Here is a 22,446-nt window from a genome sequence, read left to right on the forward strand (position 1 = left end):
GGCCGGTCTTTGACGCCGTCGCCCGAGGGTTTTAAAGCCCGTTAATTGTCAGGGCCTAAAGGATTGACTGTGTTGTAACGCAGGCGTTCTATTTATTTTCGGACACATGTGAAAAAGCCACATCGTGCCGTTAAGGCACCAAAATGGGGCGATGTTCGCGTAAAGGTTATGATCATGTTGCAACGGGAAGGGAAGTCAGTGACGTGAAACATTAAGGCGCCCAGTGCCTGAATCAATGCATTGGGCGCCTGGCGAGGTCTAGTCGTCCTTGCCTTTCGAGCGAACGGCGCGCTGCAGCTCACGGTCCGAATCGCGTTCGCGTTCGGTGTGGCGCTTGTCGTATTCCTTTTTACCCTTACCCAAAGCAATTTCGCACTTGATCAAGTGCTGCTTCCAGTAAATGGAAAGGGCCACGCAGGCATAGCCTTTCTGCTGAACCGAAGAGGTGAGCTTTTCGAGCTCGCGCTGGTTCAGTAGCAGTTTACGGGTGCGTGTCGGGTCAGCGATGACGTGCGTGCTGGCAGTCTTGAGAGGCGTGATGTGGCAACCCATCAACCATGCCTCGCCGTCCTTGAGCAGCACATAACTGTCGACCAGCTGTACCTTGGTGGCACGCAGGCTTTTTACTTCCCAGCCAGACAGGACCAGACCGGCCTCGAACTTGTGTTCGATGAAGTAATCGTGACGCGCTTTCTTGTTTTGCGCGATGGTCCCTGTAGGGTGTTGCTTGAGCTTAGCCATAGGGGGCGCATTATAGGGAGTTGCATCAATGTCGGCTACGGGAAAGCGCGTGCTTGAGCACAAAGGTTGAATCCCGGACAATGCGCGATCTTTTTTGGCTGGGCTTTCAATAATGTCGACGGACAAGGTTTCGGTCCACGGTAGCTGGGCGAGTCGCTGGGTGTTCATCCTGGCTGCCACCGGTTCCGCCGTGGGGCTGGGCAGTATCTGGAAATTCCCGTACATGGTTGGCGCCTATGGCGGCGGCGCGTTCGTGCTGGTTTTTCTGGCGTGTATCGCGCTGATCGGTATCCCGGTCATGATCGCCGAGACGCTGATTGGCCGTCGTTCGCGGCTTAGCCCGGCGAATGCGCTCAAGACCCTGGCGGTCGAGGCGGGGCATTCGGCGCGCTGGTCCTGGGGGGCGTTCGCCGGGATGATCACGGCGCTGCTGATTCTCTCCTTTTATAGTGTGGTGGGCGGCTGGTCGCTGGATTACCTCATCGACATGGGGCGTGGCGATTTTCAGGGTGTGTCGCCGGATCAGGTAGGTGCCTATTTTGGCGCGGTCATCGCTGATCCATGGCGCCTGATCCTCTGGCATACGATCTTCATGCTGCTATCGGCGGTGGTGATCGGCAAGGGGGTCGAGGCCGGTCTGGAGAAAAGTCTGCGCATCATGATGCCGATGCTGTTCCTGCTGATGCTGGCGCTGTTGGGCTATAGCCTGACCACCGGGCACTTCATGGAAGGCGTGCATTTCATGTTCGACTTCAATCCCGACAAGGTGCTGGATGGACTGCTGCCGGCGATGGGGCATGCGTTCTTCTCCTTGAGCGTCGGTGTCGGCTCGATCATGGTGTACGGTGCGTACATGACCAAAGGCGCGTCGATCAGCACGACGGTGGTCGGCATCGCATTGCTCGACACCTTCGTTTCGCTGTTGGCGGGGCTGGCGTTATTCCCTATCGTGTTTGCCGCAGGTCTGAACCCGAGTGAGGGGCCTGGCCTGATGTTCGTCACATTGCCTTACGCATTCGGTAATGTGGCGTTCGGTCAGTTGATGGGCGTCGTATTCTTTGTGCTGGTGGCTGTGGCGGCATGGAGTTCAGCGATTTCGTTGCTTGAGCCGATGGTCGCGTATCTGGTCGAACGCACCCGCATTCGTCGCGCCTGGGTAACGTTCTGGCTGGCATTTACCTGCTGGTTCGTGGGCCTTGGAACGGTGTTCTCGTTCAATATCTGGCAGAAAGCCAAGTTCTTCGTGAACGATGGGGGCGTATTCCACCTCTATCAGTGGGGCGCATCGAATGGCCTGGACTTCTTTGGCGTCATCGATTTCTTCACTTCGCGGATCATGTTGCCGCTGGGTGGATTGTGTTTTGTGGTATTCGCAGGTTGGGTGATGGGCCGTGAGGCGGTGCGCGATGAGTTGTCGATTCGCAGCCCGCTGCTTTTCAACCTGACCTTCTTTTTGATGCGCTACGTGGCGCCGCTCGGCATTCTTGTGGTGTTTGCCGCTCAGCTCTGGAAATAACGCTCATATGACTACGCATATACAACGTTCTGCGCTTTTGCCCTATCCGGCCCGGTTTCTTTATGACTTGGTCAATGACGTGGCTCATTACCCCCAGTTTCTGCCGTGGTGTTCTTCAGCTACCGTGCTTGAGGCCAGCGATGAACAGATGCGCGCCAGCCTGGAGATCGCCAAGGGCGGTCTGAGTCAGAAATTCATGACGCGCAACACGCTGATTCCCGGTGAATCGATTGTGATGGATTTAATCGAGGGGCCGTTTGAACAGTTTCACGGTGTCTGGACCTTCAAGCCGCTGGGCGAAAAGGCCTGCAAGATCAGCCTGGACCTGTCTTTCGATTACGCTGGCACGATTGTTCGCGCGACCTTGGGGCCGCTGTTCAATCAGGCGGCCAATACGCTGGTGGATGCGTTCTGTCAGCGAGCGAAAGAGTTGCATGGCTGAGGCGTCGATTCAGGTCGAAGTGGTGTATGCCACCGCGCAGCGTCAGGTGCTGATGACAGTCGATGTTCCGATCGGCTCGTCAGTGCGTGAAGCGTTGGCGCTCAGCGGTATGAGCCGGGCGTTTCCCGAGCTGGACCTGGCTCAATGTGCTGTTGGCATCTTCGGTAAAGTGGTGGCGAATCCTGCCGCGCGGCTGCTGGAGGCTGGCGAGCGGATTGAAATCTATCGCCCGCTGTTGGCCGACCCCATGGAGATCAGACGCCTGCGTGCGGCCAAAGCGCGTGAGAAAAGAGCGCTGCCAGGCTGAACATCGGCTGAAAGAAACGCACAAAAAAGCCCGGCATGCCGGGCTTTTTGCTGAGCGTCTGGGGACTAGCGGTTGTTGGTGTCCAGAGGCTCTTGGGTCGGGACCGGTACAGTCTCGACGCTGTCCACGTCTTTCTGGATGGTATCCAGCAGCGAGCCAGGTTTGGCTGGTTCTTCCGGCTTCTGCTGCGGCTGATTCTCTACCGGAGCAGTGCCGTCAGTGCCTTTGCCGAGGATGGCTTCATCGCGGCTGACGCCTGGCATGAAGTCACCGGACAGGCTGACGAGCTGGTCATTGCCGTTGAATATCAGGCTGACACGTTCCTGCTGGCGTTCACCGCCACCGGGCTGCAGGCTATACAGGTAATCCCAACGATCGGCGTGGAAAGTGTCGGTCAGCAGGGGGTTGCCCATGATAAACCGTACTTGCCGCCGGGTCATTCCGGGGCGCAACTGGTCTATCATGTCCTGCGTGACGACATTACCCTGCTGGATGTCGATTTTGTAAACCCCGGGGAATGAACAACCGGCGAGTGCGAGCAGTCCCACGAAGGTGAAACTGGTTAGCAAGAGCTTGGTGTTTTGCATCGGTGGGCGACTTCCACTATCTTGGCTGGGACAACGTAAACCCCGATCATACCTGCATTAAGAGAAGCTGCGAAGCAGCGTCTGCGAGAAAGCTGACCATGGTTGAAAATAGCGAACTACGTAAAGCAGGACTCAAGGTAACTCTGCCTAGGGTCAAAATACTCCAAATGCTCGATTCTGCCGAGCAACGCCACATGAGTGCCGAGGATGTTTACAAGGCGCTGATGGAGGCTAGCGAGGATGTTGGCCTGGCCACGGTCTACCGTGTCCTGACCCAGTTTGAAGCCGCCGGATTGGTGGTTCGCCACAATTTCGATGGTGGTCATGCTGTGTTCGAGCTGGCTGATGGCGGCCATCATGACCACATGGTCAACGTGGAATCAGGTGAGGTGATCGAGTTCTTCGACGAAGAAATCGAGAAGCTTCAAAAGGCGATTGTCGAAAGGCACGGCTTTGATCTGGTGGACCACAATCTGGTGCTCTACGTCCGTAACAAAAAGGCGTAACACCTTGCGACAAAGGCGACCTCGGGTCGCCTTTGTGCTTTCTATCGCTCAGTTTTTAGCCGTCACGACCATCTTTTTGGCGTGAGCCAGCGATTCCTTGGTCAGATCGATACCGCCCAGCATTCTTGCGACTTCTTCTATGCGCTCGGTCTTGGTGAGTTTCGAGACGGCGGTGCGTGTTGCCTCGTTGTCCCTGACCTTGTGCACAAACAAATGCTGATGACCTTGCGCTGCAACCTGCGGCAGGTGGGTCACGGTCATGACCTGGCCGCGCTCGCCCAGTCGACGCAGCAACTGGCCCACGATTTCAGCAGTCGGCCCGCCGATCCCAACGTCCACTTCATCGAACACCAGGGTTGGCACGCGTGACGTCTGCGCGGTGATGACCTGAATCGCAAGGCTGATGCGTGACAGCTCACCGCCCGATGCGACTTTCGCCAGCGCTTTCAGGGGCTGGCCGGGGTTGGCGCTGACCAGCAGTTCTACCTGTTCCAGACCGTGAGGAAGCGGGTCGGCACTGGCGTTGGGTTTCAGCTCGATATGAAAGCGCCCGCCCGGCATGCCGAGGCGATGAATCTCCTGTTCGACCGCGCTGGCCAGTCTGGTGGCGGAGGTGCTGCGCAAGTCGCTCAGCTCACGGGCCTTTTCCTGGTAATGCCGAGCGAACGCCTGAACTTCATGCTGCAAGCGCTCGATTGATTCGTCATTGGCGTTCAATGTCTCGATTTCATCCAGCAGCTTCTGTTGCAGCGTTGCGACTTCGCCTGGCTGGATGCGGTGCTTGCGCGCCAGTGTGTAGATGGCATCCAGCCGTTCTTCAAGTTGCTGCAGTCTGGCCGGGTCGGCGTCGAAATGATCCAGAAAGCGATTCAGCTCGCCAACGGCTTCTTCTACCTGAATCTGCGCGCTGGACAACAGGCCCGTGGCTTCGCTCAAGGCTGACGGCGAGTGATCCACGCTGCCGAGACGATGCAGGCTGGCGGTCAGGGCGTTGAGCACATTGCCGGAATCACTTTCGCTGCATTGTTCTACGACCTGACGGCAGATGCTCAGCAGGCTTTCTGCGTTGGTCAGGTCCTTGTGTTCCTGTTCGAGTTGCTCCAGCTCGTTTTCGCCCAGGCTCAGGCTTTCCAGCTCTTCAAGCTGATAACTGAGCAACTGATGGCGTGCACGCTGTTCGTCGCCGGAATTGGAAAGGCGTTCCAGCTCCTGCCGCGTCTGTCTCCAGCGCTGGGCGGCAAGGTGTACCTGACGAGCCAGGTCGGTCGCGCCAGCGTATTCGTCCAGCAGGCGTCGGTGGGTGTCGGTCTTGAGCAGTGACTGATGCTCATGCTGGCTGTGAATGTCGATGAGCAGTTCGCCCAGCGCTTTCAGGTCGCCTTGGGGGCAGGGCGAGCCATTGATATAGGAGCGCGACCGGCCTTCTGCGGTAATGACTCTCCGCAGGATGCACGGACCGTCGTTGTCCAGATCGCGCTCTTTCAGCCAGGCCTCTGCCTCGGGAATGTCGCCCAGGTCAAAGGTAGCGAGGATGTCCGCCTTGTCGGCGCCCGGCCTGACCACGCCGCTGTCAGCGCGGTCGCCCAGTGTCAGCCCCAGAGCGTCGAGCATGATCGACTTGCCAGCGCCGGTTTCGCCGGTGATGACGCTCATGCCCCGATCCAGTTCCAGATCAAGGTGTTCGACGATGGCGTAGTTGTGTACGGAAAGGTGCACCAGCATTGAGCGGCTCCCGGGCTGTTTGTCTGGTTATTTATACAGTGTTTTATTTGCTGCTGACAATGCTTTGCCTTAGCTCGATTTGATTGGTCGTTACTGTTTTTTAGTCGCTGTTGTGACGAAGCGCGAGTTTCTTCGGGGCTGAATCCGGATTTTTTGTCAGGGAATACGTATCTCGATCACGCAGGCCCCTTGAACCGGGAAAATCCGATCCCATATAGGTGGGCAGAAGCGCGAGTCGGGATCGCGGACGTTTTTAGAGGAGAACATTTATGGCTGACGAACAGAATCTGGATGCGCAGGCTCAGGATCAGGCTGCCGAGGCAGGTACGGGTGAAGAATTGACAACCCGCGTGCAGGTGCTCGAAGAGCAGCTGGCTGCCGCGCAGGACCAATCCCTTCGAGTGGCTGCGGATCTGCAGAATGTCCGCCGCCGCGCCGAACAGGATGTTGAAAAGGCTCACAAATTTGCGCTGGAAAAATTTGCCGGTGATCTGCTGCCGATCATCGACAGCCTGGAGCGAGGGCTCGATCTGTCCAGTCCGGACGACGAGAGCATTCGCCCTATGCGCGAAGGCATCGAGCTGACCTTGAAGATGTTTCAGGACACCCTCAAGCGTTATCAGCTCGAAGCCATTGATCCACATGGCCAGCCGTTCAGTGCCGACCGGCACCAGGCAATGGCCATGCAGGAAAGTGCAGATGTAGAGCCCAACACGGTGCTCAAGGTGTTTCAGAAGGGTTATCAGCTTAATGGTCGCCTGTTGCGCCCGGCCATGGTTGTGGTCAGCAAGGCACCGTCGCCTGCAACGCCGTCAATTGACGAGCAGGCTTGAAATCAGCTGTAAGGCCCCCATTTAAAGGTCAAGCGTTTAAGAGCTACCGCAATCTGTAAACGCAATTGCGGCAACCACATTCAAATTTTGCAAGTTTCGGGAGAGTCAAGATGGGCAGAATTATCGGTATCGACCTGGGGACTACCAACTCCTGCGTCTCCATTCTGGAAAACGGTAACGTCAAGGTTATTGAAAACGCCGAAGGCACTCGCACCACGCCTTCGATCGTTGCTTATGCCAATGACGGTGAAATTCTGGTAGGTCAATCCGCCAAGCGTCAGGCTGTGACCAACCCGCATAACACGCTGTACGCGGTAAAGCGTCTGATCGGCCGCAAGTTTGATGAGCAGGTTGTTCAGAAAGACATCCAGATGGTCCCTTACAAGATCGTCAAGGCCGACAACGGTGATGCCTGGGTTGAAGTGAATGGCCAGAAAATGGCACCTCCTCAGATTTCCGCTGAAATCCTGAAAAAGATGAAGAAGACTGCCGAAGACTACCTCGGCGAAGCGGTTACCGAAGCGGTCATCACCGTTCCGGCCTACTTCAACGACAGTCAGCGTCAGGCGACCAAGGATGCTGGCCGTATTGCCGGTCTGGACGTCAAGCGCATCATCAACGAACCGACCGCAGCCGCTCTGGCTTACGGTATGGACAAGGCCAAGGGCGACCACACTGTCATCGTTTATGACCTGGGTGGTGGTACGTTCGACGTCTCGGTGATCGAGATCGCTGAAGTGGATGGCGAGCATCAGTTTGAAGTGCTGGCAACCAACGGTGACACCTTCCTCGGTGGTGAGGACTTCGACATTCGTCTGATCGATTACTTCGTCGACGAATTCAAGAAAGAAAGCGGCATGAACCTCAAGGGTGATCCGCTGGCAATGCAGCGTCTGAAAGAAGCTGCCGAGAAAGCCAAGATCGAGCTGTCGTCCAGCACTCAGACCGAAGTCAACCTGCCGTACATCACTGCAGACGCTTCCGGTCCAAAGCACCTGGTCGTGAAAATTTCGCGTTCCAAGCTGGAATCGCTGGTTGAAGACCTGGTTCAGCGCACCATCGAGCCTTGCCGCATGGCGCTGAAAGACGCCGGTATCGACATCAGCAAGATCAACGACGTGATTCTGGTCGGTGGTCAGACGCGTATGCCGCTGGTACAGAAGCTGGTAACCGAGTTCTTCGGTAAAGAAGCGCGTAAAGACGTCAACCCGGACGAAGCGGTTGCCATGGGTGCTGCTATTCAGGGCGCGGTACTGGCCGGTGACGTGAAAGACGTTCTGCTGCTCGACGTCAGCCCGCTGACCCTGGGTATCGAAACCATGGGTGGCGTGATGACTGCGCTGATCGAGAAAAACACCACGATTCCTACCAAGAAATCCCAGGTGTTCTCGACTGCCGACGACAACCAGAGCGCCGTGACCATTCACGTGCTGCAAGGTGAGCGTAAGCAAGCGACTCAGAACAAGTCGCTGGGCAAGTTCGATCTGGCCGAGATTCCACCGGCTCCACGTGGCGTGCCTCAGATTGAAGTGACCTTCGACATTGACGCAAACGGCATCTTGCACGTTGGCGCGAAAGACAAGGCTACCGGCAAGCAGCAGTCCATCGTGATCAAGGCCAACTCCGGTCTGTCCGAGGAAGAAATTCAGCAAATGGTTCGCGATGCTGAAGTCAACTCCGAAGAAGATCGCAAGTTCGAAGAGCTGGCCTCTGCCCGTAACCAGGGTGATGCGCTGGTCCACTCGACTCGCAAGATGATCGCTGATGCCGGTGACAAGGTCACTGCTGAAGAGAAGACCGCTGTTGAAGCTGCGCTGGTTGCTCTGGAAGCTGCCATCAAGGGCGACGACAAGGCTGCCATCGAAGCCAAGGTCGAGGAGCTGTCGAAAGTTTCCGCGCCAATCGCTCAGAAGATGTACGCCGAGCAGGCCGAAAACCCTGAAGCAGCCGCCAAGCCTGCTGAAGAAGATAACAAGGCCGACGATGTTGTCGATGCCGAGTTTGAAGAAGTGAAAGACCACAAGTAAGCGCAGGCTCACTTGAAAGCCGGTTGACCTCTTTCGAGCGGTGGCTGGTAGGATGTCGCCGCGCGGGAGCTTGCTCCCGCGTTGGCGTGTCTGGAACAAGCAAAAATTCCGGCGTGCGGATTCGCTCCGCACGCCACGTGGCAAGATCGCGACGCTCCTGCGTGGCGATCATTCTGCCGCTTTCTCGGTCAGTCAGATCTGGCTGTTGAACGAAGACCAGGATCGTTGAATCGACGTGAGTTGGGTCCGGGCCTGTATGGGGCTCAACGAGTTTGGCATGGCTCAGGAGAGTGCTGCCGAACGTCCTCAAGAGTGCGGAAGAATTATGGCTAAGCGTGATTACTACGAAGTGTTGGGCGTGGAGCGAGGCTCCAGCGAGGCGGACCTGAAAAAGGCTTACCGTCGCCTGGCGATGAAGCACCACCCTGACCGTAACCCTGATGACAAAGCGTCTGAAGAGTTGTTCAAAGAGGCCAATGAGGCCTACGAAGTGCTGTCCGATGCCAGCAAGCGCGCTGCCTACGATCAGTACGGCCACGCCGGTGTCGATCCGAGTATGGGCGGCGGCGGTGGTTTTGGCGGCGGTGCCGGTGGCGCCAACTTCTCCGATATCTTCGGCGATGTGTTCAGTGACTTCTTTGGTGGTGGTCGCGGCGGTGGCGGCGGTGGTCGTGGCGGTGCCCAGCGCGGCAGCGATCTGCGTTACACGCTGGAGCTGAACCTGGAAGAAGCGGTTCGCGGCACCTCCGTGAATATCCGTGTTCCGACGCTGGTCAACTGCAAGCCGTGCGACGGCAGCGGCGCGAAGAAAGGCTCGTCTCCGGTGACCTGCCCGACGTGTGGCGGTATCGGTCAGGTGCGTATGCAGCAGGGTTTCTTCTCTGTGCAGCAAACCTGCCCGCGGTGCCACGGTCAGGGCAAGATCATCTCCGACCCGTGCGATTCGTGCCATGGCGAAGGCCGTGTCGAAGAGTACAAGACGCTCTCCGTCAAAGTGCCGCCAGGTGTTGATACCGGTGATCGTATCCGCCTGTCTGGCGAAGGCGAGGCGGGTGTTCAGGGTGGGCCGACCGGCGATCTGTATGTCGTGATCAATGTGCGTGAACACGCAATCTTCCAGCGTGACGGCAAGCATCTTTACTGCGAAGTGCCAATCAGCTTTACCGACGCAGCGCTGGGCGGCGAGCTTGAAGTGCCGACGCTCGACGGTCGCGTCAAACTCAAGATTCCTGAGGGCACCCAGACCGGCAAGCAGTTCCGCTTGCGTGGCAAGGGTGTGGCTCCGGTGCGTGGCGGTGGTGCAGGCGATTTGATGTGCCGTGTGGCGGTCGAGACGCCGGTGAACCTGAGCAAGCGTCAGCGTGAATTGCTTGAAGAGTTCCGCACATCGCTTGAGAACGACGAGTCTCACTCTCCCAAAGCCAGTGGCTGGTTCGAGGGTGTGAAGCGTTTCTTCGGCGATCTGTAAGGCTATCAACGGGAGCAAGGCATGCGACGTATTGCTGTAGTAGGCGCCGCCGGGCGTATGGGTAAAACCTTGATCGAAGCGGTTCAGCAGGCGCCTGGCGCCGGGCTGACTGCTGCTGTCGACCGCCCCGACAGCACGCTGGTCGGCGCTGACGCGGGTGAGCTGGCGGCCTTGGGTCGTATTGGTGTGCCGTTGTCGGGTGATCTGGCCAGGGTGGCGGATGAGTTCGATGTATTGATCGACTTCACTCACCCGTCAGTGACCCTGAAAAATCTGGCGTTCTGTCGCAAGGCAGGCAAGGCCATGATTATCGGCACCACGGGTTTCAGTGCTGAAGAGAAGCAGCGCCTGGCAGAGGCGGGCAAAGACATTCCAATCGTGTTTGCCGCCAACTTCAGTGTCGGTGTGAACCTGTGCCTGAAGCTGCTCGACACGGCGGCACGCGTTCTGGGTGATGAGGTCGATATCGAAATCATCGAGGCGCACCACCGGCATAAGGTTGATGCGCCGTCCGGAACAGCCTTGCGCATGGGCGAAGTTGTCGCTAATGCGCTGGGTCGTGATCTGGAAAAGGTCGCGGTGTACGGTCGTGAAGGCCAGACCGGCGCGCGTGATCGTCAGACCATCGGTTTCGCGACCATACGTGCGGGTGACGTGGTCGGTGATCATACCGTGCTGTTTGCTGCAGACGGTGAGCGGGTCGAGATCACTCACAAAGCGTCAAGCCGCATGACCTTCGCCAAGGGCGCGGTCCGGGCTGCAATGTGGCTCGACGGCAAGGCTCCAGGGCTTTACGACATGCAGGATGTGCTAGGGCTGCATTGATTTCACGCAGGGTCGTTCGCGGCCCTGTCGCATTTTCCCGCTTTTCAGGCTCATTGGTGGTAGACCAAAATGGGCCTTTTCTGTAAGCTACAGCTTTAGTGTGTCCACTAAAAGCGCGCAGATGATTCCATAAGAAAGCGGGGTGACGTTACTACGTCATTCCGCTTTTTTGCAGCCTGCGATCGCCCTTTCAGGTTTTATTTACGGGAGGTCTTCTTGACTAAGCCAGCCATACTCGCCCTTGCTGATGGCAGCATTTTTCGCGGCGAAGCCATTGGAGCCGACGGTCAGACCGTTGGTGAGGTGGTGTTCAACACCGCAATGACAGGCTATCAGGAAATTCTTACCGATCCTTCCTACGCCCAGCAGATCGTTACCCTGACTTACCCGCACATCGGCAACACCGGTACTACGCCTGAAGACGCCGAGTCGGATCGCGTCTGGTCCGCTGGCCTGGTCATTCGCGACCTGCCGCTGGTAGCCAGCAACTGGCGCAACAAGCTGTCCCTTGGTGATTACCTGAAAGCCAACAAAGTCGTTGCCATCGCCGGCATCGATACGCGTCGCCTGACCCGCATCCTGCGTGAGAAAGGCGCCCAGAACGGCTGCATCATGGCCGGCGACAACATCTCCGAAGAGGCGGCCATCGCTGCTGCTCGCGGGTTCCCGGGCCTCAAGGGCATGGACCTCGCCAAAGAAGTCAGCACCAAGGACACGTACGAGTGGCGTTCCAGTGTCTGGGACCTGAAAACCGACAGCCATGCTGAAATTGCAGCGTCCGAGCTGCCCTATCACGTGGTTGCTTACGATTACGGCGTCAAGGTCAACATCCTGCGCATGCTGGTCGAGCGCGGTTGCCGGGTCACCGTGGTTCCGGCGCAAACGCCTGCCAGTGAAGTGCTTGCCTACAAGCCGGATGGCGTGTTCCTGTCCAACGGTCCGGGCGATCCCGAGCCGTGCGACTACGCTATCAAGGCGATCAGGGAAGTGCTGGAAACCGACATCCCGGTATTCGGCATCTGCCTGGGTCACCAGCTTCTGGCATTGGCCGCGGGTGCCAAGACCGTGAAAATGGGTCATGGGCACCACGGTGCAAACCATCCGGTTCAGGATCTGGACACCGGCGTTGTCATGATCACCAGTCAGAACCACGGTTTTGCGGTGGACGAAGCGACTTTGCCGGGCAACGTTCGGGCCATTCACAAGTCGCTGTTCGACGGCACCCTGCAGGGTATCGAGCTGACCGACAAGAGCGCCTTCAGCTTCCAGGGTCACCCTGAAGCAAGTCCTGGCCCGAACGACGTAGCGCCTCTGTTTGATCGCTTTATCGAAGCCATGGCCAAGCGCCGCTGACCGGTTGCCTTGAGACTGTAATACGCAGGTGCCCAGGGCGGCCCCGGACCCAGTGTCCGGTCGCTGCCGCCCAGGCCACCTCAGATAAATGTTCAAGACGGCTTGCCGACTGAACCTGCGGATTTGAGTGACCACCCATGCCAAAACGTACAGACATAAAAAGCATCCTGATTCTCGGCGCCGGCCCCATCGTGATCGGCCAGGCCTGTGAATTCGACTACTCCGGCGCCCAGGCCTGCAAGGCTCTGCGCGAAGAGGGCTACCGCGTCATCCTGGTGAACTCCAACCCGGCCACCATCATGACCGACCCGTCGATGGCCGACGCTACCTACATCGAGCCGATCAAGTGGCAGACCGTTGCCAAGATCATCGAAAAAGAGCGTCCGGATGCCTTGCTGCCCACCATGGGCGGCCAGACTGCACTGAACTGCGCGCTGGATCTGGAGCGCGAAGGCGTTCTGGAGAAATTCGGCGTCGAGATGATCGGTGCCAACGCCGACACCATCGACAAGGCCGAAGACCGCTCGCGTTTCGACAAGGCCATGAAGTCCATCGGCCTGGCATGCCCGCGCTCCGGTATCGCGCACAGCATGGAAGAGGCCAACGCGGTTCTTGAGAAGCTCGGCTTCCCGTGCATCATCCGTCCGTCGTTCACCATGGGTGGCACCGGTGGCGGTATCGCTTACAACCGTGAAGAGTTCGAAGAAATCTGCGCCCGTGGTCTGGACCTGTCGCCGACCAAGGAACTGCTGATCGACGAATCGCTGATCGGCTGGAAAGAATACGAAATGGAAGTTGTCCGCGACAAAAAGGACAACTGCATCATCGTCTGCTCCATCGAAAACTTTGACCCGATGGGCGTGCACACCGGCGACTCGATCACCGTTGCTCCCGCACAGACCCTGACTGACAAGGAATACCAGATCCTGCGTAACGCCTCGCTGGCGGTACTGCGCGAGATCGGTGTAGAAACCGGCGGTTCCAACGTTCAGTTCGGCATCTGCCCGGACACCGGCCGTATGGTCGTGATCGAGATGAACCCGCGTGTGTCGCGCTCCTCGGCACTGGCATCCAAGGCCACCGGCTTTCCGATTGCCCGGGTCGCTGCCAAGCTGGCAGTCGGTTACACCCTTGACGAGCTGTCCAACGAGATCACTGGCGGCAAGACTCCAGCGTCCTTCGAGCCGTCCATCGACTACGTCGTGACCAAGCTGCCGCGCTTCGCTTTCGAGAAGTTCTCCAAGGCCGATGCGCGCCTGACCACGCAGATGAAGTCGGTCGGTGAAGTCATGGCCATCGGCCGCACGTTCCAGGAGTCGCTGCAGAAAGCCCTGCGCGGTCTGGAAGTCGGCGTTTGCGGTCTTGATCCGAAACTGGACTTGAGCCATCCGGAAAGCATGAGCACGCTCAAGCGTGAGCTGACTGTACCGGGCGCCGAGCGTATCTGGTATGTAGCTGACGCATTCCGTGCGGGCATGTCGGTCGAAGACATCTTCGCCATGAACATGATTGACCCATGGTTCCTGGTGCAGATCGAAGATCTGGTCAAGGACGAAGAGAAGGTCAAGACCCTCGGTCTGTCGGCTATCGATCGCGACCTGATGTATCGCCTCAAGCGCAAGGGCTTCTCCGATGCGCGTCTGGCCAAGCTGCTGGGTGTGACCGAGAAGAACCTGCGCACGCACCGTCACAAGCTGGAAGTGTTCCCGGTCTACAAGCGTGTCGACACCTGCGCAGCCGAGTTCGCAACCGACACCGCTTACCTGTACTCGACTTACGAGGAAGAGTGCGAAGCCAACCCGACGACACGTGACAAGATCATGATCCTCGGCGGTGGCCCGAACCGCATCGGCCAGGGTATCGAGTTCGATTACTGCTGCGTACACGCTGCACTGGCGCTGCGTGAAGACGGTTACGAGACCATCATGGTCAACTGCAACCCGGAAACCGTTTCCACTGACTACGACACCTCGGACCGTCTGTACTTCGAGCCTGTCACCCTCGAAGACGTACTGGAAATCGTCCGCGTCGAGAAGCCGAAAGGCGTGATCGTGCAGTACGGTGGCCAGACGCCTTTGAAACTGGCGCGAGCGCTTGAAGCGGCCGGTGTGCCGATTATCGGCACCAGCCCTGACGCCATTGACCGTGCAGAAGACCGCGAGCGTTTCCAGCACATGGTCGAGCGCCTGAACCTGCGTCAGCCGCCAAACGCTACCGTGCGCAGCGAAGACGAAGCGATTCGTGCCGCCGCCAAGATCGGTTATCCGCTGGTGGTGCGTCCGTCCTACGTATTGGGCGGTCGTGCGATGGAAATCGTTTACCAGGAAGACGAACTCAAGCGCTACCTGCGCGAAGCGGTTCAGGTCTCCAATGACAGCCCGGTGCTGCTGGATCACTTCCTGAACTGTGCAATCGAAATGGACGTCGATGCGGTCTGCGACGGCACTGACGTGGTGATCGGCGCGATCATGCAGCACATCGAACAGGCAGGCGTTCACTCCGGTGACTCCGCCTGCTCGCTGCCGCCTTACTCGCTGCCTGCCCATATCCAGGACGAGATGCGCGAACAGGTCAAGAAAATGGCTCTGGAACTGGGCGTTGTCGGCCTGATGAACGTACAGCTGGCACTTCAGGGCGAAGACATCTACGTCATCGAAGTGAACCCGCGTGCTTCGCGTACCGTGCCGTTCGTGTCCAAGTGCATCGGTGTTTCCCTGGCCATGATCGCTGCGCGCGTGATGGCCGGCAAGACCCTGAAAGAGCTGAACTTCACCAAGGAAATCATCCCGAATTTCTACAGCGTGAAAGAGGCGGTGTTCCCGTTCGCCAAATTCCCTGGCGTTGACCCGATCCTTGGCCCGGAAATGAAGTCGACCGGCGAAGTGATGGGCGTGGGTGATACCTTCGGTGAGGCGTTTGCCAAGGCGCAGATGGGTGCCAGCGAAGTGCTGCCGACCGGTGGTACTGCGTTTATCAGCGTACGTGACGACGACAAGCCTCTGGTAGCTGGCGTTGCGCGTGACCTGATTGACCTGGGCTTCCAGATCGTCGCCACCGCAGGCACTGCCAAGCTGATCGAGGCGGCAGGTCTGAAAGTGCGCCGCGTCAACAAGGTTACCGAAGGTCGTCCGCATGTGGTCGACATGATCAAGAATGACGAAGTCACCCTGATCATCAACACCACCGAAGGTCGCCAGTCGATCGCGGATTCGTACTCTATCCGCCGCAATGCCTTGCAGCACAAGATTTACTGCACCACCACCATTGCCGCAGGCGAAGCGATTTGTGAAGCGCTCAAGTTCGGTCCAGAGAAGACCGTACGTCGCTTGCAGGATCTCCATGCAGGATTGAAGGCATGATCAAATACCCTATGACAGTCCAGGGCGCTCGTGCCCTGGAAGAAGAACTGACCCACCTGACCAAGGTTGTGCGTCCCAAGTTGAGCCAGGACATCGGTACTGCGCGTGAGCTGGGCGACCTCAAGGAAAACGCCGAATACCATGCTGCCCGCGAACAGCAGGGCATGGTCGAGGCGCGTATCCGTGATATCGAAGGGCGCATGCAGAACGCCGTGGTGATTGATGTCACCACCATCGAGCCTACCGGCAAGGTGATTTTTGGCACCACGGTCGAGATCGCCAACGTCGAGACTGACGAACGCGTGACCTATCAGATCGTTGGTGAAGACGAGGCGGATATCAAGAAGGGCAAGATTTCAGTGGGTTCGCCCATTGCCCGAGCCTTGATTGCCAAGGAAGAGGGTGACGTCGTGGTCGTGAAAACGCCGAGTGGCGTTATCGAGTACGAAATCATCGAGGTGCGTCACATCTGATGTCAGCGCCCGCCGAGGCGGGCGCTTTCAGCGGTAAAAACGAGTCAGGGCGCGCTTGAGGCGGCCCTGGCTTGTGTTTTTATCCGTGTGCGCGGTGGACGTTGGACAGTTGCTTGTTTACCTTTGGGTTCTTGCGATAGATCAACGCCATTTTGCCGATGACCTGTACAAGGTCGGCTGAGCCAGCCTTGCACAATTCTGCAACGGCTCCCAGACGGCTTTCGCGGTCAAGGATGTTGAGCTTGATCTTGATCAGCTCATGATCGCTCAATGCGCGTTCAAGTTCTGCAAGCACACCTTCAGTCAAACCATTGTCCGCCACGATCAATACCGGTTTCAGGTGGTGGCCAATGGATTTGTATTGTTTCTTCTGCTCTGGAGTGAGCGGCATAATCTGACCTCTGCGTCTGATCTTTTAAAAGCGGCGGCCAGTTTACCCGAGCGAGTCCGGGACCGCCCGGTTAATCACGACTCGTTTATTTTTGAGGTGCCCTGTGGCCCGTTCCAAGACAAGCCATAACTGGCTCAAAGAACACTTCGACGACAAGTACGTCAAAATGGCACAGAAGGACGGCTACCGTTCGCGTGCCAGTTACAAGCTTCTCGAGATCCAGGAGAAGGACAAGATTATCCGCCCGGGCATGACCGTGATCGACCTCGGTGCAGCGCCAGGTGGCTGGTCGCAGGTGACCAGTCGTCTGATTGGTGGTCAAGGCCGTCTGATCGCTTCCGACATCCTTGAGATGGATAGCATTCCTGATGTGACCTTCATTCAGGGCGACTTCACTGAAGATGCAATTCTGGAGCAGATCCTGGAGGCGGTCGGTAATACGCAGGTAGACCTTGTGATTTCCGATATGGCCCCCAATATGAGTGGATTGAGCGCTGTCGATATGCCGCGTGCAATGTTTCTCTGTGAATTGGCGCTCGATCTTGCCGGTCGGGTACTGCGTCCCGGTGGCGATTTTCTGATCAAGGTCTTCCAGGGTGAAGGCTTCGATGTCTACCACAAGGATATTCGCAAGCTGTTCGACAAGGTGCAGATGCGCAAGCCTTCGTCGTCGCGTGACAGGTCCCGTGAGCAATACCTGCTGGCACGTGGCTTTCGTGGAATCGATGGCGCAGCCAGCATCGAACGGTTTTGATGTCAGGCGATAGCTTTTTTCAAATGGCCTTTGCGATGCAGCATGAACGAGTATCGCGTTGTCATAGTTTCACAAAGGGTTACAGACGGTGTCTGCCGCATCTGTAGGTTCTGTAGTAAGTTAGGCCGGTGAATATCATGCGAGGCACGCTTGCTGCGTGGAGCTTGCTTCAGAGGGTAGCTAATTGAACGATATGGCAAAGAATTTGATCCTGTGGTTGATCATCGCGGCTGTCCTGGTGACGGTGATGAACAACTTCTCCAGCCCGAACGAGCCGCAGAACCTCAACTATTCCGAGTTCATCCAGCAAGTGAAGGATGGCAAGGTCGAGAAGGTTTCTGTTGACGGCTACGTCATCACGGGCAAACGCAGCGACGGTGATACCTTCAAGACCATCCGCCCGAACATCCCGGACAATGGTCTGATCGGCGATCTGGTCAGCAACAATGTCGTGGTTGAAGGCAAGCAGCCTGAACAGCAGAGCATCTGGACCCAGCTACTGGTGGCCAGCTTCCCGATTCTGGTGATCATCGCTGTCTTCATGTTCTTCATGCGCCAGATGCAGGGCGGTGCGGGCGGCAAGGGCGGCCCGATGAGCTTTGGCAAGAGCAAGGCGCGCCTGCTGTCTGAAGATCAGGTCAAGACGACCCTGGCTGATGTTGCTGGTTGTGACGAAGCCAAGGAAGAAGTCGGCGAGCTGGTCGAGTTTCTTCGTGATCCGGGCAAGTTCCAGCGCCTGGGTGGCCGGATTCCTCGCGGCGTGTTGATGGTCGGTCCTCCGGGTACCGGTAAGACGTTGATCGCCAAGGCCATTGCCGGCGAAGCAAAAGTACCGTTCTTCACGATTTCCGGCTCCGATTTTGTCGAAATGTTCGTGGGTGTTGGTGCAAGCCGCGTCCGTGACATGTTCGAACAAGCCAAAAAGCACGCTCCCTGCATCATCTTCATCGACGAAATCGATGCGGTCGGTCGCCATCGTGGCGCTGGTATGGGTGGTGGGCACGACGAGCGCGAGCAGACCCTCAACCAGTTGCTGGTCGAGATGGATGGTTTCGAAATGAATGACGGCATCATCGTCATTGCTGCGACCAACCGCCCGGACGTCCTTGACCCTGCGTTATTGCGTCCAGGCCGTTTCGACCGTCAGGTTGTTGTAGGTCTGCCGGATATCCGTGGTCGTGAACAGATCCTCAAGGTTCACATGCGCAAAGTGCCAATGGGTGACGATGTAAACCCAGGCGTTATTGCTCGTGGTACCCCGGGTTTCTCCGGTGCCGACCTGGCCAACCTGGTCAACGAGGCTTCGTTGTTCGCTGCCCGGTCCGGCAAGCGCGTTGTAGAAATGAAGGAATTCGAGCTGGCCAAAGACAAGATCATGATGGGCGCCGAGCGCAAATCGATGGTCATGTCCGATAAGGAAAAGCGCAACACCGCTTACCACGAGGCGGGTCACGCTATCGTCGGACGTCTGGTGCCTGAGCATGACCCTGTCTACAAGGTTTCGATCATTCCTCGTGGTCGTGCCCTGGGTGTGACCATGTTCCTCCCGGAAGAAGATCGTTACAGCCTGTCCAAGCGTGCGCTGATCAGCCAGATCTGCTCGCTGTACGGTGGTCGTATTGCTGAAGAGATGACGCTGGGCTTTGATGGCGTCACGACTGGTGCCTCCAACGACATCATGCGTGCCAGCCAGATTGCCCGGAACATGGTCACTAAGTGGGGCTTGTCTGAAAAGCTCGGTCCGTTGATGTACTCCGAAGACGAAGATGCGGGTTATCTGGGGCGCGGTGGCAGTCAGAACTCCAGTGTTTCGGGTGATACCGCCAAGCTGATCGACTCCGAAGTGCGCAGTATCATCGATCACTGCTACGGCACCGCCAAGCAACTGCTCACGGAAAATCGTGACAAGCTTGAAGCGATGGCCGATGCATTGATGAAGTACGAAACCATTGATGCCGATCAGATCGACGACATCATGACCGGTCGTCCGCCGCGCGAACCGCGTGACTGGGGTGGTGGTTCGGGTACCAACGGTACTCCGATAACACCGGACCCACGTCCTGAGGCGCCAATCGGCGGCCCGGCTGCCGAGCATTAAGGTCTGACATGACATCTGCGCTGTACCCAACCCGGTTGCCTTGCGGCAACCGGGTTCTTGATTTGGCCCATACGCACGTTATGGGTATCCTTAATGCAACCCCCGATTCCTTTTCAGATGGCGGCCGTTACAGCCAGCTCGATGAAGCGTTGCGTCATGCCGAGTCGATGGTGCTGGCGGGTGCGACACTGATTGATGTGGGTGGCGAGTCCACACGTCCGGGCGCACGTCCGGTGTCCGCGCTGGAGGAGGTCGAGCGTGTCGCGCCGATCGTCGAGCTCATCGCGCGCGAACTCGATGTGATTATTTCAGTTGATACGTCTACGCCTGAGGTCATGCTGGAGACGGCTGCGCTGGGTGCGGGCCTGATCAATGACGTCCGCTCGCTACAGCGCCCTGGCGCGCTGCAGGCGGCTGAAAGGACCGGGTTGCCGGTCTGCCTCATGCACATGCTGGGTGAGCCGGGCACCATGCAGGAAAATCCTCATTACCAGGATCTGCTGGGTGAGGTCAGCGCTTTCTTGCTTGAGCGCATGCATCAATGTGTCGCTGCCGGGATTGGCAGGCATCAGATTATCCTCGATCCTGGCTTTGGTTTCGCCAAGACACTGGAGCACAATCTGAGTTTGTTCCGGCACATGGAAGCGCTGCACGCGCTCGGTCAGCCACTGCTGGTGGGTGTGTCACGCAAAAGCATGATTGGCGCGGTGCTGAACCGTTCGGTCGACCAGCGCCTTTCCGGTGGTCTGGCGCTCGCTGCTTTGGCAATCACCAAAGGGGCAAAAATTCTACGTGTGCACGATGTCGCCGAAACGGCTGACGTGGTGCGCATGATCGCAGCTGTCGAAGCAGCTGAATAACAACAGTGAGGCATCCATGAGTACCAGGAAATATTTCGGAACCGACGGCATTCGTGGTCGTGTAGGGCAATTTCCGATCACGCCGGAGTTCATGTTGAAACTGGGCTGGGCTGCAGGTATGGCCTTCCGCAAGATGGGCACCTGCCGGATTCTCGTCGGCAAGGACACCCGTATTTCCGGTTACATGTTCGAGTCCGCACTTGAGGCCGGTCTCTCTGCAGCGGGTGCCGATGTGCTGCTGCTCGGGCCGATGCCGACCCCTGCGATTGCCTACCTCACGCGCACTTTTCATGCTGAAGCGGGCATCGTCATCAGCGCTTCGCACAACCCGCATTACGATAATGGCATCAAGTTCTTCTCGGGGCAGGGCACCAAATTGCCTGACGAGATCGAGATGATGATCGAAGAATTGCTCGATGCCCCGATGACCGTTGCCGAATCCGAAAATCTCGGCAAGGTCTCGCGCATCAACGATGCGGCCGGCCGGTACATCGAGTTCTGCAAAAGCAGTGTGCCAACCAGTACCGACTTTGCCGGTCTCAAGGTGGTTATCGACTGCGCGCATGGCGCTACCTACAAGGTTGCGCCCAACGTCTTTCGCGAACTGGGTGCTCAGGTCGTGGTGCTTTCTGCCCAGCCCGACGGGCTGAACATCAACAAGGATTGTGGTTCGACGCACATGGAAGCGCTGCAGGCTGCCGTGGTCGCGGAAAACGCCGACATGGGTATCGGCTTCGATGGCGATGGTGACCGTGTATTGATGGTCGACCATACCGGCACCATCGTTGATGGTGACGAGTTGCTGTACATCATTGCCCGCGATCTGCATGAGCGCGGTCGCTTGCAGGGCGGTGTCGTGGGTACGCTGATGAGCAACCTCGGTCTTGAGCTGGCCCTCGCCGAGCAGAATATTCCGTTCGTGCGCGCAAATGTCGGTGACCGGTACGTGATTGCCGAGCTGCTTGAGCGCAACTGGCAGATCGGTGGCGAGAACTCCGGGCACATCGTGTGCTTCCAGCACGCTACCACAGGTGATGCGATCATCGCTTCGCTGCAGGTCATACTGGCGCTTCGTCGCAGCGGTATCAGCCTTGCCGAGGCACGTCTGAAATTGCGCAAATGCCCGCAGATCCTGATCAATGTGCGTTTCGAGGGGTCAAGTGTCGACCCTGTTTCGCATCCTTCGGTGCAGGAAGCCTGCGCACGCGTTACCGAGCAGATGGCGGGGCGCGGCAGGGTTCTGCTGCGCAAGTCCGGCACCGAGCCGCTGGTGCGTGTGATGGTGGAAGGTGAGGACGAAGCGCAGGTCCGCGGCTATGCCGAAGGGCTCGCAAAACTGGTTGCTGAAGTTTGCGCCTGATTTCGGCTTGCCAGTGTCGAAAGTGTTGGGTAACATCTGCGCCCACTTTGACCCACGAGGTGTAGCATGCGCCGCCCAATGGTAGCTGGTAACTGGAAAATGCACGGTACCCGCGCCAGCGTCGCTGAGCTGATCGAGGGGCTGGGCAAACAAGTGTTGCCGGGCAACGTCGATGTTGTCGTGATGCCTGCGAGTCTGTTCATCACCCAGGTGATCGAAAGCCTTGAAGGTACTGCGATCATCACAGGTGCGCAGGACGCAGCCATACAGGCAGCGCAGGGCGCACTGACCGGCGAGATCGCATCCAGTCAGCTGGCTGATGCAGGTTGCAGGCTGGTACTCGTCGGGCACTCCGAACGTCGTCAGTTGATTGGCGAGCAGGATGATGTGCTCAACAAGAAGTTTGCAGCAATCCAGGCGAGTGGTTTGACACCTGTTCTGTGTGTAGGTGAAACCCTGGAGCAGCGCCAGGCTGGCAAGACGCTTGAAGTTGTCGGGCGTCAGCTTGACAGCGTGATTGCCGAGTTCGGCATCAATGCACTGGTCAATGCAGTAATTGCCTACGAGCCAGTCTGGGCCATCGGCACCGGATTGACCGCTTCGCCTCAAGAGGCGCAGGAAGTGCACGCAGCCATTCGTGCACAACTGGCGAAAGAGAATGCCGAAGTCGCACAAGGCGTGCGACTTCTCTATGGCGGCAGCGTGAAGGCGGCCAATGCGGTCGAGCTATTCAGCATGCCGGATATCGATGGGGGGCTCATTGGTGGGGCTTCCTTGAATGCAGATGAGTTCGGTGCGATCTGTCGCGCCGCGGGAAACTGAAA

Annotated in this window: 20 protein-coding genes; 16 read left to right on the plus strand and 4 right to left on the minus strand. The window is 57.8% G+C overall.

What is annotated here, in order from left to right:
• Positions 1 to 258: 258 nt before the first annotated feature.
• Positions 259 to 741 carry an SsrA-binding protein SmpB gene (smpB, locus tag I9H07_RS03760; protein ID WP_024644252.1) on the minus strand — a complete coding sequence of 161 codons (483 nt, stop codon included), beginning with the start codon at positions 739 to 741 and terminating at the stop codon, positions 259 to 261.
• A 112-nt stretch (positions 742 to 853) separates the two neighbouring features.
• On the opposite strand from smpB, the gene I9H07_RS03765 reads away from it, so the two are divergent.
• The 3 genes from I9H07_RS03765 to I9H07_RS03775 are packed head-to-tail and all read left to right on the plus strand — an operon-like array spanning position 854 to position 3,006.
• A complete protein-coding gene (locus tag I9H07_RS03765) occupies positions 854 to 2,257 on the plus strand; it encodes a sodium-dependent transporter (protein WP_024673519.1) in 1,404 nt (467 codons plus the stop codon).
• A gap of 7 nt (positions 2,258 to 2,264) precedes the next feature.
• Positions 2,265 to 2,699 (plus strand): type II toxin-antitoxin system RatA family toxin, encoded by a 435-nt coding sequence (locus tag I9H07_RS03770; RefSeq protein WP_236423604.1) that lies wholly within the window; start codon positions 2,265 to 2,267, stop codon positions 2,697 to 2,699.
• Positions 2,692 to 3,006 (plus strand): RnfH family protein, encoded by a 315-nt coding sequence (locus tag I9H07_RS03775; protein ID WP_236423603.1) that lies wholly within the window; start codon positions 2,692 to 2,694, stop codon positions 3,004 to 3,006. The genes I9H07_RS03770 and I9H07_RS03775 overlap by 8 nt, the downstream gene beginning before the upstream one ends.
• Positions 3,007 to 3,071: 65 nt before the next feature.
• On the opposite strand, the gene I9H07_RS03780 is transcribed toward I9H07_RS03775, so the two are convergent.
• A complete protein-coding gene (locus I9H07_RS03780; RefSeq protein WP_024644256.1) occupies positions 3,072 to 3,593 on the minus strand; it encodes an outer membrane protein assembly factor BamE in 522 nt (173 codons plus the stop codon).
• Between the two features lie 98 nt (positions 3,594 to 3,691).
• On the opposite strand from I9H07_RS03780, the gene fur reads away from it, so the two are divergent.
• Positions 3,692 to 4,099 carry a ferric iron uptake transcriptional regulator gene (gene fur, locus I9H07_RS03785; protein ID WP_002555142.1) on the plus strand — a complete coding sequence of 136 codons (408 nt, stop codon included), beginning with the start codon at positions 3,692 to 3,694 and terminating at the stop codon, positions 4,097 to 4,099.
• Positions 4,100 to 4,147: 48 nt separating this feature from the next.
• On the opposite strand, the gene recN is transcribed toward fur, so the two are convergent.
• On the minus strand, positions 4,148 to 5,821 hold the full coding sequence (recN, locus tag I9H07_RS03790; protein WP_024673516.1) for a DNA repair protein RecN: 1,674 nt from the start codon (positions 5,819 to 5,821) through the stop codon (positions 4,148 to 4,150).
• A 269-nt stretch (positions 5,822 to 6,090) separates the two neighbouring features.
• Here recN and grpE point away from each other — a divergent pair, with 269 nt between their 5' ends.
• From grpE to greA, 7 genes are all read left to right on the plus strand, one after another.
• Positions 6,091 to 6,654 (plus strand): nucleotide exchange factor GrpE, encoded by a 564-nt coding sequence (gene grpE, locus I9H07_RS03795; RefSeq protein WP_024673515.1) that lies wholly within the window; start codon positions 6,091 to 6,093, stop codon positions 6,652 to 6,654.
• Positions 6,655 to 6,764: 110 nt separating this feature from the next.
• A complete protein-coding gene (gene dnaK, locus I9H07_RS03800) occupies positions 6,765 to 8,681 on the plus strand; it encodes a molecular chaperone DnaK (RefSeq protein WP_024673514.1) in 1,917 nt (638 codons plus the stop codon).
• Between the two features lie 325 nt (positions 8,682 to 9,006).
• The gene (gene dnaJ / locus I9H07_RS03805) at positions 9,007 to 10,149 is read left to right on the plus strand and encodes a molecular chaperone DnaJ (protein WP_024644260.1); all 1,143 of its coding nucleotides are present in this window, start codon (positions 9,007 to 9,009) and stop codon (positions 10,147 to 10,149) included.
• 21 nt (positions 10,150 to 10,170) lie between these two features.
• The gene (dapB, locus tag I9H07_RS03810; RefSeq protein ID WP_058392975.1) at positions 10,171 to 10,974 is read left to right on the plus strand and encodes a 4-hydroxy-tetrahydrodipicolinate reductase; all 804 of its coding nucleotides are present in this window, start codon (positions 10,171 to 10,173) and stop codon (positions 10,972 to 10,974) included.
• A gap of 216 nt (positions 10,975 to 11,190) precedes the next feature.
• Complete coding sequence (gene carA, locus I9H07_RS03815; protein WP_058824272.1) at positions 11,191 to 12,327, plus strand: glutamine-hydrolyzing carbamoyl-phosphate synthase small subunit; 1,137 nt, start codon at positions 11,191 to 11,193, stop codon at positions 12,325 to 12,327.
• A gap of 137 nt (positions 12,328 to 12,464) precedes the next feature.
• A complete protein-coding gene (gene carB, locus I9H07_RS03820; protein ID WP_024673511.1) occupies positions 12,465 to 15,686 on the plus strand; it encodes a carbamoyl-phosphate synthase large subunit in 3,222 nt (1,073 codons plus the stop codon).
• Positions 15,683 to 16,159 carry a transcription elongation factor GreA gene (gene greA, locus I9H07_RS03825; protein WP_024673510.1) on the plus strand — a complete coding sequence of 159 codons (477 nt, stop codon included), beginning with the start codon at positions 15,683 to 15,685 and terminating at the stop codon, positions 16,157 to 16,159. Before carB ends, greA begins: the two co-directional genes overlap by 4 nt.
• Positions 16,160 to 16,238: 79 nt before the next feature.
• Here greA and I9H07_RS03830 read toward each other — a convergent pair whose 3' ends face one another.
• Positions 16,239 to 16,550, minus strand: coding sequence for a YhbY family RNA-binding protein (locus I9H07_RS03830; protein ID WP_002555133.1), 312 nt, complete (start codon positions 16,548 to 16,550; stop codon positions 16,239 to 16,241).
• Between the two features lie 103 nt (positions 16,551 to 16,653).
• Here I9H07_RS03830 and rlmE point away from each other — a divergent pair, with 103 nt between their 5' ends.
• The 5 genes from rlmE to tpiA all read left to right on the plus strand — a co-directional run bounded on the left by rlmE (position 16,654) and on the right by tpiA (position 22,444).
• The gene (gene rlmE / locus I9H07_RS03835; RefSeq protein ID WP_005888982.1) at positions 16,654 to 17,304 is read left to right on the plus strand and encodes a 23S rRNA (uridine(2552)-2'-O)-methyltransferase RlmE; all 651 of its coding nucleotides are present in this window, start codon (positions 16,654 to 16,656) and stop codon (positions 17,302 to 17,304) included.
• Positions 17,305 to 17,497: 193 nt separating this feature from the next.
• The gene (gene ftsH / locus I9H07_RS03840; protein WP_024673509.1) at positions 17,498 to 19,402 is read left to right on the plus strand and encodes an ATP-dependent zinc metalloprotease FtsH; all 1,905 of its coding nucleotides are present in this window, start codon (positions 17,498 to 17,500) and stop codon (positions 19,400 to 19,402) included.
• An 8-nt stretch (positions 19,403 to 19,410) separates the two neighbouring features.
• Positions 19,411 to 20,262, plus strand: coding sequence for a dihydropteroate synthase (gene folP / locus I9H07_RS03845; RefSeq protein ID WP_236423601.1), 852 nt, complete (start codon positions 19,411 to 19,413; stop codon positions 20,260 to 20,262).
• A 16-nt stretch (positions 20,263 to 20,278) separates the two neighbouring features.
• The gene (gene glmM / locus I9H07_RS03850) at positions 20,279 to 21,622 is read left to right on the plus strand and encodes a phosphoglucosamine mutase (RefSeq protein WP_024644266.1); all 1,344 of its coding nucleotides are present in this window, start codon (positions 20,279 to 20,281) and stop codon (positions 21,620 to 21,622) included.
• A gap of 66 nt (positions 21,623 to 21,688) precedes the next feature.
• On the plus strand, positions 21,689 to 22,444 hold the full coding sequence (tpiA, locus tag I9H07_RS03855) for a triose-phosphate isomerase (RefSeq protein ID WP_024673507.1): 756 nt from the start codon (positions 21,689 to 21,691) through the stop codon (positions 22,442 to 22,444).
• The last annotated feature ends 2 nt before the right edge of the window (positions 22,445 to 22,446 follow it).

This window comes from Pseudomonas syringae (assembly GCF_023278085.1).
In the GTDB taxonomy this organism is placed as follows: Bacteria; Pseudomonadota; Gammaproteobacteria; order Pseudomonadales; family Pseudomonadaceae; genus Aquipseudomonas; species Aquipseudomonas syringae_Q.